Genomic DNA, 15,785 nt, shown 5'->3' on the forward strand with positions numbered 1-15,785 from the left:
ACCCGGCGGTTGGCAAACCTCGTATGCAGCGGTAGGCATATACCCATGAGCACCGCTGCCGCCTATGCCCTGCCGTCCGCCGACGGTTCCTTCGAGAAAGTCGCGATCGAACGCCGTGCGCTCGGACCCGACGATGTCGCGATCGACATCAAATTCGCGGGCATCTGCCACTCCGACATCCACACCGCCCGCGACGAATGGGGTGGTGCGCGGTATCCGTGCGTGCCGGGGCACGAGATCGCGGGCATCGTCAGCGCGGTCGGGTCGTCGGTGCGCAAGTACCAGGTGGGCGACCGCGTCGGGGTGGGCTGTCTGGTGAATTCGTGCGGCAAGTGCGCACCGTGCCTGGCCGGTGAGGAGCAGTACTGCGCCAAGGGCGCCACCTGGACCTACAACAACCCCGTCCCCGAGGACGTCCAGCCCGGCGGCTACACCATGGGCGGGTACTCCACCCACATCGTCGTCGACGAGAAGTTCGTCGTCGGCATTCCCGAGGGCATCGGCCTCGACGTCGCCGCACCGCTGCTGTGCGCGGGCATCACCCTGTACTCGCCGTTACGCCACTGGGGCGCGGGTCCCGGCAAGAAGGTCGCGATCATCGGCATGGGCGGGCTCGGGCACGTCGGGGTGAAGATCGCCGCCGCGCTCGGCGCCGAGGTGACGGTGCTGAGCCAGTCGCTGCGCAAACGCGACGACGGCCTGCGCATGGGAGCGACCAACTACTACGCCACCAGCGACAAGGAGACCTTCCGCAGGCTGCGCGGCGAGTTCGACCTCATCATCAACACCGTCTCGGCCGACCTGCCCATCGACAACTACCTGCGGCTGCTCGCCCTCGACGGCACCCTGGTGATCCTCGGCCTGCCCGAGAAGCCGATGAGCGTCACCGGCCGCAATCTGGCCGGCTTCCGCCGCTCGCTGTCCGGTTCGATGATCGGCGGTCTCGCGCAGACCCAGGAGATGCTGAATTTCTGTGCCGCGCACGGCATCGGCGCCGAGATCGAGCTCATCTCCGCCGACGACATCGATTCCGCCTACGACCGGGTCGTCGCCAGCGATGTGCAGTACCGCTTCGTGATCGACACCGCGTCCATCTAGGCCGGTCCGGCGCCCACCGCCGGGTACCGTGACGTCGTGGCCGACGACGATACGCGCCCGGACACACCGACCGCGGTGGGCGCCCTGCCGATCACCTGGACGGTGCGGACCCCGCCCAGCTGGTTCCCGCGCGCCCTGCTCTACACCGCCCTCGCCCTCGTCATCCTGATCGCGGGCTTCTGGGTGCTCGGCAAACTGCAGGGCCTGCTGACCATCCTGCTGGTGTCGCTGTTCCTGGCCTTCGCCATCGAACCGGCGGTGAATTGGCTTGCCCGGCACGGTATTCCGCGTGGCGCGGGCACCGGTGCGGTGTTCCTCGTCCTACTGGTGGTGATGGTCGCGTTCTTCGGGACGCTCGGCGCCCTGCTCATCGACCAGGTCACCATGCTCGTGCAGGACGCACCCGGCTACATCCAGGACGTGGTCGATTGGATCAACCGCACCTTCGACCAGAACCTGTCCGGCGCCGACCTCACCAAATACGCCACCGAGTGGAGCTCGACCATCGAGGGCTATCTCGTGGGTTTGGCCGGAAACGTCTGGGGCATCGGCACGGTCGCGATCGGTGCGCTGTTCCAGCTGCTCGGGGTGTTGCTGTTCACGTTCTATTTCGCTGCCGACGGGCCGCGCTTCCGCACCTGGGTGTGTTCGCTGCTCCCGCCGCGCCAGCAGAAACATGTGTTGCGCGCCTGGGATATCGCGGTGGAGAAGACCGGCGGCTACATCTACTCGCGCGCGCTGCTCGCGCTGTGCTCGGCGATCGCGCACTATGTGGCGCTGCGGGTGTTCGATGTGCCGTCGGCGTTCGCGCTGGCGCTGTGGGTGGGTGTGGTCTCGCAGTTCATCCCGACCGTCGGTACCTATCTCGCCGGTGCCCTTCCGGTGCTGGTCGCCCTGGTGCACGACCCGATCACCGCGCTGTGGATTCTGCTGTTCATCGTGGCGTACCAGCAGTTCGAAAACTATGTGCTGCAGCCACGGATCACCGCGACCACCCTCGACATGCATCCGGCGGTGGCGTTCGGGGCGGTGATCGCGGGTGCGGCGCTGCTCGGGCCGACCGGTGCGCTGCTCGCCATCCCGGTCACCGCGACGCTGCAAGGTTTCGCCGGGGCCTACGTCCGGCGGTATCGGGTGACCGAGGAAGCCGGGCCACCGCCGAAGCAGAAGCGCCGGTGGTTGTCCAGGTCCCGGACGAAGACACCCGTCGAGCCCGACCGAACCGTCGACGAATAGGCCCGCACCATGGCAATTCTGTTGTCTGTGGTCTCCATGCTGTCCACCCTGTTCGGTGGATTCGTCGCCATGCGCATCGGCGACCGCAAGCACCTGGTCCTCGGTCTCGCGGCCGGGGTGATGCTCGGCCTGGTGGCGTTCGACCTGATCCCCGAGGCACTCGAGCAGTCACCCGACGAGGCGTTCGGTGTGCCGGTGGCGCTGATCGCGGCGGTCGTCGGGTTCATGAGTCTGCACATCATCGAACGCGCGGTCGCCATCCACACCGGCCACGAGGACGAATTCGGTTCGCACCACCACGGTTTCGAATCCGTCGGCCTGCTCGCCGCGATGGGCCTGATCTTCCACAGCACCCTCGACGGTTTCGGCATCGGCATCGGTTACCAGGCGGGGGCCACCGTCGGCCTGTCGGTAGCCATCGCGGTCATCTGCCACGACTTCGCCGACGGCTTCAACACCTTCACCATCCCCACCCTCTACGGCCACGCCCGCAAACGCGCCATCACCCTCCTTGCCCTCGACGCCCTGGCCCCGGTAGTCGGCGCCGTCCTCGGCACCCTCATCCACGTCCCCGAACAATGGATCGGCCTCTACCTCGGCTACTTCGCCGGCTTCCTCCTCTACCTCGCCACCGCCGACATCCTCCCCGAAGCCCACGCCGAACACCCCTCCCGCCTGACCCTCTTCCTCACCATCCTCGGAGTGGGCGCGATGTTCGTGGTGTCGGCACTGAGCCACTAGCGGTACACGACGAAGGGGCACACCGGATCCGGTGTGCCCCTTCGGGTTCTGGCGCTACTTCGCGACGGCTTCTTCCGCGAGGGCGGCAAGGGCCCGGCGACGGACGCGGCGGGCCGCGGCGACCATGTTGCGCAGTGACGGATCGAGCTGCCAGTAGTGGCGGGTCTTCAGACCACCGTCTGGGTTGGCCCACAACCGTTGTGGGGTAACCGCTTTCGCGGCTTGGGTGAGGAGTTCGTCGAGTTCGTCGATGTCGGGGATGCGGGCCGAGCGGCTTTCGTAGACGCCGGGGCCGACGCCGTGGCTGAGGCCGTGGCCGGTGGCGGCGTCCTCGGTGAGGGCCTGCATGACCCATTCGATCGAGCGGGTCGCGACGATCGCGGTGACGTCGGCGTCGAGTTGTTCGATCGCGTCCACCACCTCGGTGCGGCCGGAGTAGCCGATGTGGGTGTGGATCTGGGTGTCGGGGCGCACGCCGGAGGTGGCGAGTTTGAAGGCGCCGACCGCCCAGCGCAGGTACTCCTCGCGGCCCTGTGGGCGGGCGGGGAGCAGTTCGCGGATGGCGGGTTCGTCGACCTGGATGATGGCGATGCCCGCCTTCTCCAGATCCACCACCTCGTCGCGGATCGCCAGCGCCACCTGGTCGGCCGTCTCGTAGAGCGGCTGATCCTGGCGGACGAACGAGCGCGCGAGCATGGTGACCGGACCGGTGACCATGCCCTTCACCGGCTTGTCGGTGAGCGACTGGGCGTAGGTGGTCCAGTCCACCGACATCGGCGCGGGCCGGGCCACGTCGCCGTAGATGATCGGCGGCCGCACGCAGCGCGAGCCGTAGACCTGCACCCAGCCGAAGCGGGTGGTCGCCATGCCGTCGAGCTGTTCGGCGAAGAACTGGATCATGTCGTTGCGTTCGTGCTCACCGTGCACGAACACGTCGAGACCGATGTCCTCCTGCAACCGGATCGTCGCCTCGATCTCGGCTTCGACCTGCTTGCGGTAGTCCTGCTCGGACAACCGGCCCGCGGCGACTTCGTGACGCGCCTGCCGCAACCGGCTGCTCTGCGGGAACGACCCGAGCGTGGTTGCGGGCACCAACGGCAGGTTCAGCCGTTCCTGCTGAGCCGCGGCCCGCTCGGCGTACGGCACGCGTTCGCGCATCTCGGGCGTGATCGCGTACACCCGCTGCCGCACGGCGTGCTTCTGCTTGAAGTGCACCGAGGTGGGCCGCTTGCGCCACTTCTCCGACGGACCCTCGGTGAGCGCCTTGGCGAGCGAAACAACCTCGCCCACCTTCTGTTTCGCGAACGCGAGCCGGTCGGCGACATTGCCCTCGATGTCGTATTCGGCGAGCACGTCGTAGGGCACGTGCAGCAGGGTGGTGCCGGTCGACACCACCAGATCGGGGCACACCTCGGCGATGGAGTTCAGGTAGTTCAGCGTCACGTAACGATCGGCGCGCCACACATTGGTGCCGCTGATGACGCCGGCGTAGATCCGCTTGCGGCGGATGCCGGGGATCTCGGCGAGCTCCTCGGGCGTCATCCGGTAGGACGCCAGGTCCAGCCCGATGGCCTCCACATTGCTGGCCGCCAGGATTCGCAGCGCCTCACCGAAGTCGCCGTACTGGCCGGTGACCAGGATGCGCGGGCGCAGCGGCGCCTTCGACAACCGCTGATACGTCTTCTCGAACGCCGCGAGCGCCGCGTCGGACTGCTCCCCCGTGAAGCACGGTTCGTCGAGCTGCACACAGGTCGACCCGCGCTTGGCGAGCAGTTCGAACAGTTCCTCGTAGAACGGCAGCAGTTTGTCGAGCAGGCTCAGCGTGTCGAACTCCGCTTCGCCGGGAACCTGGCCGGCCTTGGACAGCAGCAGCAACGACACCGGCCCGAGCACCACCGGGCGCAGTTCGATCCCGCGCGCCATCGCCCGGTCCCACTCGTCGAGCAGCGCCTCGGGGTGCAGCGAGAACGTGGAGTCGGCGTCGAGTTCGGGCTGCCGGTAGTGGTAGTTGGTGCCGAAGAAGCGCACCAGCTCCAGCGGCGGCAGATCCGGGTTACCCCGCGCCATCAGGAAGTAGAAGTCCAGCGGGTGCAGGCCCTCCTGATGCGGCTTGAACCGCGACGGCACCGCACCGAACAGCAGCGCGTTGTCGAGGATGTGGTCGTAGAAGGAGAAGGTGTTGCCCGGCACCTGGGTGAGCCCGGTGGCGGCCAGCTCGTCGAACTGACGCTCCTGGATGTCCCGGCCTACCGCGAGCAGCTCCTCCCGCTCGAGCGACCCACGCCAGTACGACTCCAGCGCGCGCTTGAGTTCCCGGTGCGGACCGATCCGCGGATATCCGAGAACGCTCGACCCGAATCCATCGGTGACGTTGACCATGAACGGGACATCCCTTTCCATCACCTGCGTGGTCGCCCGGCAACCGGGCGCCGCGCAATTACTGCGCTCGACGAGTAGCCGGTTCGCGCGTGCACGAGCGGCCTACAGCAGCTTAAGCCGAGCGGTCGGCAGTGTGCCGTTCCCCCTGCAAACACCCCTGGGAACACCGACGGCCACCTTCGTCTCGTCGGGGAGGAAGGCGGCCGTCGGTGCGTGGAACCTAGTTTCCGTACTGGTAGAAACCGGCGCCGGTCTTCTTACCGAGCAAACCGGCTTCCACCATGCGCATGAGCAGCGGCGGCGCGGAGTACAGCGGCTCCTTGAACTCGGCGTACATCGAGTCCGCGATCGACTTCACCGTGTCGAGCCCGACGAGGTCGGTCAGTGCCAGCGGACCCATCGGATGCGCACACCCGAGCACCATGGCCTTGTCGACGTCTTCCTTGGTGGCGAACCCCGACTCGACCATGCGGATGGCCGAGAGCAGGTACGGAACCAGCAGCGCGTTGACGACGAACCCGGAGCGGTCGGCCGACCGGACGACCTGCTTGCCCAGGATGTCGGCGGCGAACGCCTCGGCCCGCTTGGCAACAGGCTCGCTGGTCTTGAGCGTGGTGACCAGCTCCACCAGCGGCAGCACCGGCACCGGGTTGAAGAAGTGCAGACCGACCACGCGCTCGGGATTGGCGGTGGCGACGGCGATCTTCATGATCGGGATGGAGGAGGTGTTGGAGGCGAGCACGGCGTCGGGGTCGGTGACGACCTTGTCCAGCTCGCTGAAGATGGCCGTCTTGACCTCTTCGTTCTCGACAACGGCCTCGACGACCAGCTGACGGTCGGCGAAGTCACTGAGGTCGGAGGTGAAGCGCAGCCGCCAGGCGGCCTGCTCGCGCTCGCGCTCGGTGATCTTGCCGCTGCTGACGCCACGATCGAGCGAGCGCAGGATGCGCGCACGACCGGCGGCGGCCAGTTCACGGGTGGTTTCGTAGACGAGGACGTCGACGTGCGCGCGTGCGCACACTTCCGCGATACCCGCGCCCATCTGTCCGGCGCCGATGATCCCGACGCGCTGAATCTTGTCGCTGCTCACGTCCCACTCCTGGGTTTGTTGGCGGCTGGCGCCGCGGATTTCGGCCCTGTTCGGGTCACTGGCCACCGCGGCTCGCGACCCACAATATAGGGATGCCCTCCCCTGCCGGGGCTGATCGGCAGGGGAGGGCGTACACCCCTACTGGTGTAGAGGAAATCCGTTGCTAGTCAAAGCAACTCAGTGGAACTGACCCTCTTCGGTCGAGCCCTTGAGGGCCGCGGTCGAGGTGTTGGGGTCAACGGTGGTGGCGATGGTGTCGAAGTAGCCGGCACCGACCTCACGCTGGTGCTTGATGGCGGTGAAGCCACGCTCGGCGGCAGCCTTGAACTCGCGCTCCTGCAGGTCGACGAACGCGGTCATGCCCTCGCGAGCGTAGCCGTGCGCCAGGTCGAACATGCCGTAGTTGAGCGAGTGGAAGCCGGCCAGGGTGATGAACTGGAACTTGAAGCCCATCGCGCCGAGCTCACGCTGGAACTTCGCGATGGTCGCGTCGTCCAGGTGCGCCTTCCAGTTGAACGAAGGCGAGCAGTTGTAGGCCAGCAGCTGGTCCGGGAACTCGCTGCGAACCGACTCGGCGAACTTGCGCGCGACCTCGAGGTCCGGCACGCCGGTCTCCATCCAGATGAGGTCGGCGTAGGGGGCGTAGGCCTTGGCACGCGCGATGCAGGGCTCGATGCCGTTCTTCACACCGAAGAAGCCCTCGGCGGTACGGGTGCCGTCCAGGAACTCGCGGTCGCGCTCGTCCACATCGGAGGTGATGAGGGTGGCGGCCTCGGCGTCGGTGCGGGCAATGATCACCGACGGCACGTCGGCGACGTCGGCGGCCAGACGCGCGGAGGTCAGAGTGCGGATGTGCTGCTGGGTGGGGATCAGCACCTTGCCACCGAGGTGGCCGCACTTCTTCTCCGAGGCGAGCTGGTCTTCCCAGTGCACGCCCGCGGCGCCGGCCGCGATCATGGCCTTCTGCAGCTCGTAGGCGTTCAGGGCGCCACCGAAGCCGGCCTCGGCGTCGGCGACGATCGGGGCCAGCCAGTTCTTGACCGAGGTGTCACCCTCGACCTTGGCGATCTCGTCGGCGCGCAGCAGCGCGTTGTTGATGCGACGGACCACCGAGGGGACCGAGTTCGCCGGGTACAGCGACTGGTCGGGGTAGGTGTGGCCGGACAGGTTCGCGTCACCGGCGACCTGCCAACCCGACAGGTAGATGGCCTTCAGGCCGGCGCGAACCTGCTGCACGGCCTGGTTGCCGGTGAGGGCGCCGAGGGAGTTGATGTAGTCCTCGTTGTTCACGAGGTCCCACAGGATCTCCGAACCACGACGCGCGAGGGTGTGCTCCTCGACGACAGTGCCCTGCAGCTTGGAAACCTGCTCGGCGGTGTAGTTGCGGGTAATGCCCTTCCAGCGCGGGTTGGTGTCCCAATCCTGCTGGATTTCCGCAGCGGTCTTCGGGGTGCCGGCAGTCGACATCTCTGACTCCACTTCCTCGGTGTGGTCGGTGCTCCGCGCTGTCCGGCCGTTCAAACAACCGGCGGCTGAACGCTTTCGGTTGCACGGGTCGTACTGCTGAAGCAATTTGCAGGCTTGCTAGGACTAGCTAGGGCCTGAGGGGTGTACTTCCAAACAATGGCATACCCGGAAATAGCCGTCTACCTGTTGGTTGTGTGAATCTCAGCTAGGTTTGCCGCCGCTGTTGCTAACTTTGCGAAATTTGCCCTGTGATTGCAAGCACTGCGGCTACCGATGGGTAGTGCTGACCAGGAGTTTTAGCATAACGCCCGTACTGTTAGCGATCTTCGGCCGGGTGGGTGCCGATGCTCTCGAGCCTTCCAGGCTGTGAGTCGTTTCACACACCACGCCGGGCGTCGATCATGTGCGTGTCGTCACTCCGCAACGCCCGCCCGGCGTGTCACCCCTGTGGCGCACGGGGCAGAATCGGACTGTCCGACGAAGGGAAGAGGGACCGTGCGCAAGTCGAGGATGCTGACGATCGCGGCGATGGCCGCGCTGACCGTGCTGCCGGTCGTTCCGGCGCACGCCGAACCCACCGGCGGGCAGGTTGTCTCGGTGGAGGCCCTGTCGGCTGCGGCGACGCTGCCGGGTTCGGCCCGCGCCGAACGGTTGATCTACCGCTCGACCACCGCGGGCGACCAACCGACCACCACCAGCGCCGCCGTGTACTTCCCGCCGGGCGAAGCGCCCGCGGGCGGCTGGCCGGTGATCGCCTGGGCCCACGGCACCGTCGGGCTCGGCGACGACTGCGCCTACAGCGTGGCCGGTCCGGCCGCCGTCGAACGCGACTGGGCTTACCTCGGCACCTGGCTGAAGCAGGGCTACGCCGTCGTCGCGGCCGACTACGCCGGTCTCGGCGGTCCGGGCGAGCACCCGTATCTGAACGGCGTCGTGGAGGCGCGCAATGTGGTCGACGCCGTGCGCGCCGCGACCGCGCAATACCCGTCGCTGTCGAACAAGTGGGCCATGGTCGGCCAGTCTCAGGGCGGCGGCGCCGCGGTGTTCACCGCCCGCTACGCCACCGAGTTCGGCGGCCCCGAACTCGACTACCGCGGTGCCGTCGGCACGGGCGTGCCCGCCTACATCGAGGACGTCATCGGCCTCGTCGGCCCGGGTGTGCCCCCGATCTCCCTGAGCTCGCACCTGACCGCCTACGTCCTGTACATCCTCAGCGGCCTGCGCACCACCTACCCCGACCTCGGAATCGACGGTCTGCTCACCGACACCGGCCGCGCCTGGCTCGAGCGGGCCCAGACCGCGTGCATCGGACCCCTCGGTGACGAACTGGCCGCCGCCAAGCCGTCGGTGGGCAGCATGTTCGCCCGCCCGCTGTCGTCCATCCCGAACCTGCGCGGCCTGCTCGGCGAGTACATGGGTCTGCCCGAATCCGGCTACGACCGCCCGCTGCTGCTGGCCCAGGGCCTGCGCGACACCGACGTGGTCACCCCCGCGACCCTGCGCTACTTCGCGGTGCTCGAGGCCAACCGCCAGCCGGTGACCACCCGCACCTACCCCACCGACCACGACGGCACGGTCAACGCCTCACTGGTCGACTCGCTCCCGTTCGTCCGGGACCTGTTCGCCTGATCCGGCCGGATGCGTCGTTCGCCAGTGCTCGGCGATGTCGATGCGGCGCGTGATCCACACGTCCTCGTGGCATTGCACGTGGTCGAGGAAGCGTTCCAGGGCCGCGGTGCGGGCGGGGCGGCCCGCGATGCGGCAGTGCAGGCCGATCGAGAGCATCTTCGGGCTGCCCTCGGTCCCTTCGCGGTACAGCACGTCGAAGGCGTCGCGCAGGTGGGCGTAGAACTCCTCGCCGGTGGCGAAGCCGGCGGGCGAGCAGTAGCGCATGTCGTTGGTGTCGAGGGTGTACGGGACCACGAGGTGCTGCTGCCCGCGCACCGTGGTCCAGTAGGGCAGGTCGTCGGCGTAGGAGTCGGCGTCGTAGACGAAACCGCCGTGCTCGACGACCAATTCGCGGGTGTTGGGTGAGTCGCGGCCGGTGTACCAGCCGCGTGGCGGCTCGCCGGTGAGGTCGGTGAGGATGCGCACGGCTTCGGCCATGTCGGCACGTTCGGTGTCGCGATCCACGAGCTGATACGACTGCCAGCGCAGACCGTGACACGCTATTTCGTGGCCGAGCTCCAGAAAGGCCGCGACCGCTTCGGGATTGCGTTGCATCGCGCGGGCGACCGCGAAAACGGTGAGCGGGATACCGCGCCGTTCGAAGGCGCGCAATATCCGCCACAGGCCGGCGCGTGAACCGTATTCGTAGAGCGATTCCATGCTCATGTGCCGGTTCGGGAAGGCTTCGGCCGGTGTCATCTCGGACAGGAAGGTTTCCGAATGCGGTGATCCGTCGAGGACGTTGTTCTCCGCGCCCTCTTCGTAATTCAGCACGAATTGCACCGCGATCCGGGCTCCGCCGGGCCACCGTGGGTCCGGCGGAGTCGGGCCGTAGCCGATGAAGTCGCGTGGCCCGGTCATGCGGACAGCTCGCCGTAGAGCCGCAGGCGCGCCAGGCCGCCGTCGGGATAGATGTCGAGGCGAACCTCTTCGACCGACGCGCCGGCGGGCGTGAGGGCGAACCGGTGGCGGGTGTCGGGGAGCAGGTCGGTGCGCGGCATGATCTCGACTTCGGTTCCGTCGCTGGTGAAGCCGGTGAGCGAGGCGGCACCGGGGCTGTTGCCGAGGAAGCAGGAGGTGTCGATCTCGGCGAGGCGGATGGCGCCGGGGCCCGCGAGTTTGATACGCACCCAGTCGTTTCCGTCGTCGCGGCGCCGCGCGGTTTCCCAGCCGTCGCCCATGACGCGCGCCTGGCCGGGGTAGAGCAGTTGGTTGGGTGAGCTGTAGAAGCGGTTGGAGCAGTCCAGGACCAGGGCGCCGTTCTCGAGGGCGGCCAGGTCGAGTGGGCCGAGGCCGAGCAGTGCCGGGTCGGGCCTGCCCTCGCCGTGGACCCGCAGCCGGGCGACGCCGCCATCGGGGTGCATGGTGAGTTTGACGTGGGTCCACCGGTTTTCGTCGTCGACGGTGAACGGGGTCCGGCAGTCGCCCGCGACCTTCACGCGGTCGAGCAGCGGCACCCAGTCGGTGCGTTCGGCGATCTGCTCGGCGGCGGGGTAACCGTCGATCGCCAGCGCCGAGACCGACACCTCGGGCGGGTAGTTGCCCTTGAACCAGGCGGTGTCCACCACGATGCCGCGGATCACGCCCGGCACGCCGAGGCGGACGATGGCCGCGTCGTCACCGGGCTTGCCGCGGTGGCGGCGGGTTTCCCAACCGTCGTAGATCTGCCCTTTGTGCCCGAATGTCGCGGGCCGGTATTCGGCCGGGCCGGGGTTGACGAGGTTTTCCTTCTCGGCGAAGAACTCGTCGTTCGCCCAGATCACCGACCCGCCGAGCGGCCGGACCGCCAGGTCGGGCAGGTGGGTGAAGTCGTCGGTCATCGGGTCTCCCGTGCTTCGGTATTTTCTCGGCTCGACCACCGGCGGGTCATCAGGTCGACGAGTGTCTGCTCGGTGAGTTCCGGTGCACGGGCGCGCAACTCGTCATCGCTGACCGCACCGCAGCGCAGGGCGCGCACCACCGTGGCCGACAGGGCTTCGGCGGTGGCCGGCTCGTCGACCACCCCTTCCTGGCCGCGACCGAGGTAGGCCTGTAGGCGGGGGACGGCCACATCGGTGGCGGTACGGAAGAAGTTGTGGGTGGCCAGCCAGCGGGTGACCAGGTGGCCGGGATGCATGTCCCAGCCCTGGTAGTAGCCGCGGCGCAGGGCACGTTCCACCAGGCGGTAGTGGTTGGTGAAAGCGAATTCGGGGTCGCTACCCGGCACGATCTGGGTGGAGCCGTCGCAGATCCACACACCGGTCTGGGCGGCGGCGACCTGCATCACCGTTTTGGCGTGGTCCGCGGCCGGATGGTCGAGCGCCTGGTCGGTGGCGGCGATTCCACAGGCGGCGGTGTAATCGTAGGTGCCGAAATGCAGTGCACTGCAGCGGTTGTCGGACAGAGCGAGCATGCGGGCGATGGGGGCCGTGCCGTCGGGCGCGATGATCGCCTGCGGGCTTTCGATCTGCAGTTCGAAGCGCAGGGTGTGGTCGGGAAGTCCGTGGGCGCGTTCGATGCCGGAGCAGATGTCGACAATGGCCGAGACCTGTTCGGCCGCCCGGATTTTCGGAACGGTGAAGAGGAACCCGGGTAATACGTCGGCGACGCCGTCGAGGACCAATTCCAGTGTTCGTAGCGCTCGCCTGCGTTCGTCCTTGGCCAGCCCCTTGATCCGGATCCCGAACGAACCGGGTGCGCCCGGCTTTTCGGCCATCAATGCCAAGGTCTTTCCCGCTGCTGTCGCGGCGGCGTCTTCCACATCGTCGGCGCGGAAACCGTATCCGTCCTCGAAATCTATCCGCAGGTCCTGCACCGGTCGAGCGGACAGGCCGACCCGGACCGCGGGAAGCGAATCGGTGGTGTCGAGACCGGCGAGGAAGTCGGTATGGCGATCCAGCAGTTCCAGCGCGGTGGCGCCCCATTCCGCCGGGGTGTCGGCGGTGGCACGGTCGGCGGGGACATACACCGTGTGCACCGGTTGAATCCGCGTCCCCTGGCCGGGATAGCGCAGCCGCAGCTCCGCGTCGACGGAATCGAGGACTGCGTCGACGCGTGCCCGGATGTGTTCGGGCAGTCGGGTATTCACTCGGCCGTTCCTTTCCTCGCGAGCCGCCAGATCCGGTCGGCGGTCATCGGTAATCGGTCGGGTCTGACATCGATGGCGTCGCGGATCGCGTTCGCCAGGGCCGGGGCAACCGGGTTGTAGGGTGACTCACTCATCGATTTGGCACCGAGCGGGCCGAGCGCGTCACTGGTTTCGGCGAAATACACCTCCGTGCGTGGCAGGTCCGCGAATTGCGGTACGTGGTAGTGCCGCAGGGCGCGGGTGGTCACCACACCCGCGTCGGTGCGCATGTCCTCGTAGAGTGCGGTCCCGATGGCCTGCGCGACACCACCTTCCACCTGACCGCGCAACTGCACCGGATTCAGCACGGTGCCCGCGTCGGCCACCTGGATCGACTGGAGAATCCGCACCTCACCCGTCACGGGACGCACGGCTACCCGGAACGCGTGCACGTTGAAACTCACCGAACGCGGTGTGCCCGAATGGGTCCCGTGGGCTATGAGGTCGCCGTCGGCGAGGAGTTGTGCGCCGGTGACGAGTTCGTCCCCGCAGCGCACGCCACCCGCTTCCAGCACGCAATCCCGCTCGGGGTGGCCGCTCACCTTGGCCGCTCGCGCCAGCATCATCGCGTGCAGTTCCAGTGCGGCGGCATAGGACGCCTTGCCCGCGACCATGGTGCCGGTCGAACCGAAGGCACCGGTGTCGTGCCCGACGAGATCGGTGTCGGATTGACGGATCACGATCCGGTCGGCGGATGTCGCCAGGGCGGTCGCGGCGAGCTGGGCGTGGACGGTGGTTGTACCGTTGCCGAATTCCGCTGTGCCAACGTTTATCTCGTAGTTCCCGTCGACGAGCAGGCGCGCCGTCGCGTCGGCGTGATGGCCGCGTGGTGGAACGGTCGCGATCATCGCCACGGCCATTCCTTCCCCGACGCGCCAGTCGGGGCCGGGCGCCTTCGCACCGTTGCCGCGATGCAGCGCCCGCTGGGCGGTGTCGAGGCACTGGTCCAGGCCGTAACTGCCGAAGGTGAGGTCGCTTTCGTCGACTTCGGCGCCGGTGAACCGGTCGCCCGGAACCACCACATTGCGCCTGCGGAAATCGAACGGGTCGACGCCGATTCGGCGGGCCAGTTCGTCGATGGCGGATTCCACGCCGAAGATCACCTGACCGAGCCCGTAACCACGGAAGGCGCCGGAGGGAATGTTGTTGGTGTACACCGCTTGCGCGTCGACCTTTTTGTTCGGGCACCGGTAGACGGCCACCGATTCACCGACGGAATGGAACAGCACACCCGCACTGTGGTTGCCGTAGGCACCAGCGTCGGCGAGCACGTCGACCGACAATGCGGTGAGCAACCCATTCCTGTCGGCGGCGGCAGTGACAGCCACCCGCATCGGGTGACGGCAAGTGGCAGAGGTGAATTCGTCGGTCCGCGTGAATTCGTATTGCACCGGATGCCGGGTGCGCAGGACGGCGAGCGCGATGAGGTCTTCGACAAGCATTTCCTGTTTGGCGCCGAACCCGCCGCCCACCCGAGCCGCGAATACCCGCACCCGGTCACGGTCGAGGCCGAACAGGTGGCACAGTTCGTCGCGAACCAGGAACGGAACCTGGGTGCTCGTGCGCAGGACGAGCCTGCCGTTGTCGTCGAGCCAGCCGATTCCGCCGTGCGTTTCCAGGTGCACGTGCTGCACGCGCGGCGAATGCCAGACACCACGGACAACATGCGCCGCTTCTTCGATACCACGATCGAAATCACCGACACCACCGTGTATTTCCGCGATCACGTTGCGTTGCGGGTCGGCGATACGCGCGGTATCCGGCTTGTCCCCGTGCAATTTCGGCGCCTCGTCTCCGAGCGCTTCCGCCGGCTCGAACACAGCGGGCAGAACCTCGTACTCCACCCGCAACGCCCGCACCCCCGCCCGCGCCGCATCGAGGGTCTCCCCCACCACCGCCGCGACGCGCTGCCCGACGAAACGCACCGTGCGATCGAGGACGAAGGTGTCGTCGGGATCGTCCTCCCGGAATTCGTGCCGTGCCGTGGAAAACGCCACCCCCGGCGCGTCTGCCGACGTCAGCACCGCCCGGACGCCGGGCACGGCCGCCGCCTCCGCGATGTCTATCGACACCACCCGCGCATGCGCGTGCGGGCTGCTCAACACCGCGAGATGCCAAGGCGCCACCCCCGGCCCCCGCTCGTCCCCCACCCCGACATCGAACGTGAAAGCCTCGCCGCCCCGCACAACCCGCTCCCCGGCGGGCGCTCCGACACCCTTTCCGACCTGCCCCGGCCCGAACTCCCGCACCCGCTCCGCGACCGCGCTCACCTCGCGGCCCGCCACCGCAGGACCCTCCCCCGCGGACGCCGTCGTCACACCTCCGGCACTCCGCCGATGCCCATCGTGCGGGCGCACGGAGGAGGCATCGGCAGGTACTCCAACCCGTGCCTCCATACCGGGGGGCTGTTCAAGGGGGCCATCACCAGGCACTCCAGCTCGTGCTTCCACACCGGGAGGCTGTCCAAAGGCGGCATCGCCAGGCACTCCGACTCGTGCTTCCACACCGGGAGGCGGTTCAGGAGTGGCCTCACGAGTTGTGCACAGTGGTGCACACGCGGTGAGGGCGTCGGTAATGGCGCGGTAACCCGTGCAGCGGCACAGGTTTCCTTTCATCAACTCCGCGCGCTCATCCTCGGTGATTTCCGAACCGGTGCGGTCGCGGAGCAATCCGGTGGCGGTGACGACCATTCCGGCGGTGCAGAAGCCGCATTGGAACGCGGCATTGTCGACGAAACCGCGCTGCACGGTGTTCGGTCCGGCTTCGCCGGCGAGACCGGCGGCGGTGGTGACGGTTCTGTCGGCGGCGCGGTGGGCGGGGATCAGGCAGGAGTGGACGGGGGCGCCGTCGAGCAGGACCGAGCAGGCGCCGCAGTCGCCGGAATCGCAGCCCTTCTTCACCGCGAGAGTGCCCTGCTCCCGCAGCAGGGTTCGCAGGCACTGGCCCGGCCTGGGCGCCGTGTCGACGACGCGGCCGTCGACTTCTAGCCGCACGGTCCAC

General features: G+C 67.8%; 11 protein-coding genes. 4 read left to right on the top strand and 7 right to left on the bottom strand.

Annotated elements, in window-relative coordinates; all coding sequences use genetic code 11:
- Positions 1-45: 45 nt before the first annotated feature.
- The 3 genes from ACSVDM_RS10110 to ACSVDM_RS10120 are packed head-to-tail and all read left to right on the top strand — an operon-like array spanning position 46 to position 3,075.
- Positions 46-1,098: an NAD(P)-dependent alcohol dehydrogenase gene (locus ACSVDM_RS10110; protein WP_357150241.1), complete on the top strand. Its 1,053-nt coding sequence runs from the start codon at positions 46-48 to the stop codon at positions 1,096-1,098.
- A 36-nt stretch (positions 1,099-1,134) separates the two neighbouring features.
- Positions 1,135-2,334: an AI-2E family transporter gene (locus ACSVDM_RS10115; RefSeq protein ID WP_439264183.1), complete on the top strand. Its 1,200-nt coding sequence runs from the start codon at positions 1,135-1,137 to the stop codon at positions 2,332-2,334.
- A 9-nt stretch (positions 2,335-2,343) separates the two neighbouring features.
- The gene (locus ACSVDM_RS10120; protein ID WP_225278461.1) at positions 2,344-3,075 is read left to right on the top strand and encodes a ZIP family metal transporter; all 732 of its coding nucleotides are present in this window, start codon (positions 2,344-2,346) and stop codon (positions 3,073-3,075) included.
- Positions 3,076-3,129: 54 nt separating this feature from the next.
- Here ACSVDM_RS10120 and metE read toward each other — a convergent pair whose 3' ends face one another.
- The 3 genes from metE to aceA all read right to left on the bottom strand — a co-directional run bounded on the left by metE (position 3,130) and on the right by aceA (position 8,011).
- On the bottom strand, positions 3,130-5,454 hold the full coding sequence (metE, locus tag ACSVDM_RS10125; RefSeq protein WP_439264407.1) for a 5-methyltetrahydropteroyltriglutamate--homocysteine S-methyltransferase: 2,325 nt from the start codon (positions 5,452-5,454) through the stop codon (positions 3,130-3,132).
- A gap of 220 nt (positions 5,455-5,674) precedes the next feature.
- Entirely contained in the window at positions 5,675-6,544 is an 870-nt protein-coding gene (locus tag ACSVDM_RS10130) for a 3-hydroxybutyryl-CoA dehydrogenase (RefSeq protein ID WP_225278455.1), read from the bottom strand.
- A gap of 177 nt (positions 6,545-6,721) precedes the next feature.
- Positions 6,722-8,011, bottom strand: coding sequence for an isocitrate lyase (aceA, locus tag ACSVDM_RS10135; RefSeq protein WP_067484780.1), 1,290 nt, complete (start codon positions 8,009-8,011; stop codon positions 6,722-6,724).
- Between the two features lie 528 nt (positions 8,012-8,539).
- Between aceA and ACSVDM_RS10140 the strand changes: the two genes are divergently transcribed.
- Positions 8,540-9,640, top strand: coding sequence for an alpha/beta hydrolase family protein (locus ACSVDM_RS10140; protein ID WP_439264409.1), 1,101 nt, complete (start codon positions 8,540-8,542; stop codon positions 9,638-9,640).
- Here the strand turns inward: ACSVDM_RS10140 and puuE are convergent.
- The 4 genes from puuE to ACSVDM_RS10160 are packed head-to-tail and all read right to left on the bottom strand — an operon-like array spanning position 9,596 to position 15,778.
- Complete coding sequence (gene puuE / locus ACSVDM_RS10145) at positions 9,596-10,540, bottom strand: allantoinase PuuE (RefSeq protein ID WP_439264186.1); 945 nt, start codon at positions 10,538-10,540, stop codon at positions 9,596-9,598. The two genes, ACSVDM_RS10140 and puuE, sit on opposite strands and share 45 nt — an antisense overlap.
- Positions 10,537-11,499 (bottom strand): allantoicase, encoded by a 963-nt coding sequence (alc, locus tag ACSVDM_RS10150; RefSeq protein ID WP_439264188.1) that lies wholly within the window; start codon positions 11,497-11,499, stop codon positions 10,537-10,539. The genes puuE and alc overlap by 4 nt, the downstream gene beginning before the upstream one ends.
- Positions 11,496-12,746 carry a DUF6986 family protein gene (locus ACSVDM_RS10155; protein WP_439264190.1) on the bottom strand — a complete coding sequence of 417 codons (1,251 nt, stop codon included), beginning with the start codon at positions 12,744-12,746 and terminating at the stop codon, positions 11,496-11,498. The genes alc and ACSVDM_RS10155 overlap by 4 nt, the downstream gene beginning before the upstream one ends.
- Positions 12,743-15,778: a molybdopterin-dependent oxidoreductase gene (locus ACSVDM_RS10160; protein WP_439264192.1), complete on the bottom strand. Its 3,036-nt coding sequence runs from the start codon at positions 15,776-15,778 to the stop codon at positions 12,743-12,745. The genes ACSVDM_RS10155 and ACSVDM_RS10160 overlap by 4 nt, the downstream gene beginning before the upstream one ends.
- Positions 15,779-15,785: the final 7 nt, after the last annotated feature.

The sequence above is a fragment of the Nocardia sp. JW2 genome (assembly GCF_051843015.1).
In the GTDB taxonomy this organism is placed as follows: domain Bacteria; phylum Actinomycetota; class Actinomycetes; order Mycobacteriales; family Mycobacteriaceae; genus Nocardia; species Nocardia coubleae.

Excerpts from the sequence above, each read along its gene's own strand:
- puuE (WP_439264186.1), bottom strand. The coding sequence starts at position 10,540 with ATGACCGGGCCACGCGACTTCATCGGCTACGGCCCGACTCCGCCGGAC.
- aceA (WP_067484780.1), bottom strand. The coding sequence starts at position 8,011 with ATGTCGACTGCCGGCACCCCGAAGACCGCTGCGGAAATCCAGCAGGAT.
- ACSVDM_RS10110 (WP_357150241.1), top strand. The coding sequence starts at position 46 with ATGAGCACCGCTGCCGCCTATGCCCTGCCGTCCGCCGACGGTTCCTTC.
- ACSVDM_RS10140 (WP_439264409.1), top strand. The coding sequence starts at position 8,540 with ATGGCCGCGCTGACCGTGCTGCCGGTCGTTCCGGCGCACGCCGAACCC.
- alc (WP_439264188.1), bottom strand. The coding sequence starts at position 11,499 with ATGACCGACGACTTCACCCACCTGCCCGACCTGGCGGTCCGGCCGCTC.
- metE (WP_439264407.1), bottom strand. The coding sequence starts at position 5,454 with ATGGTCAACGTCACCGATGGATTCGGGTCGAGCGTTCTCGGATATCCG.
- ACSVDM_RS10120 (WP_225278461.1), top strand. The coding sequence starts at position 2,344 with ATGGCAATTCTGTTGTCTGTGGTCTCCATGCTGTCCACCCTGTTCGGT.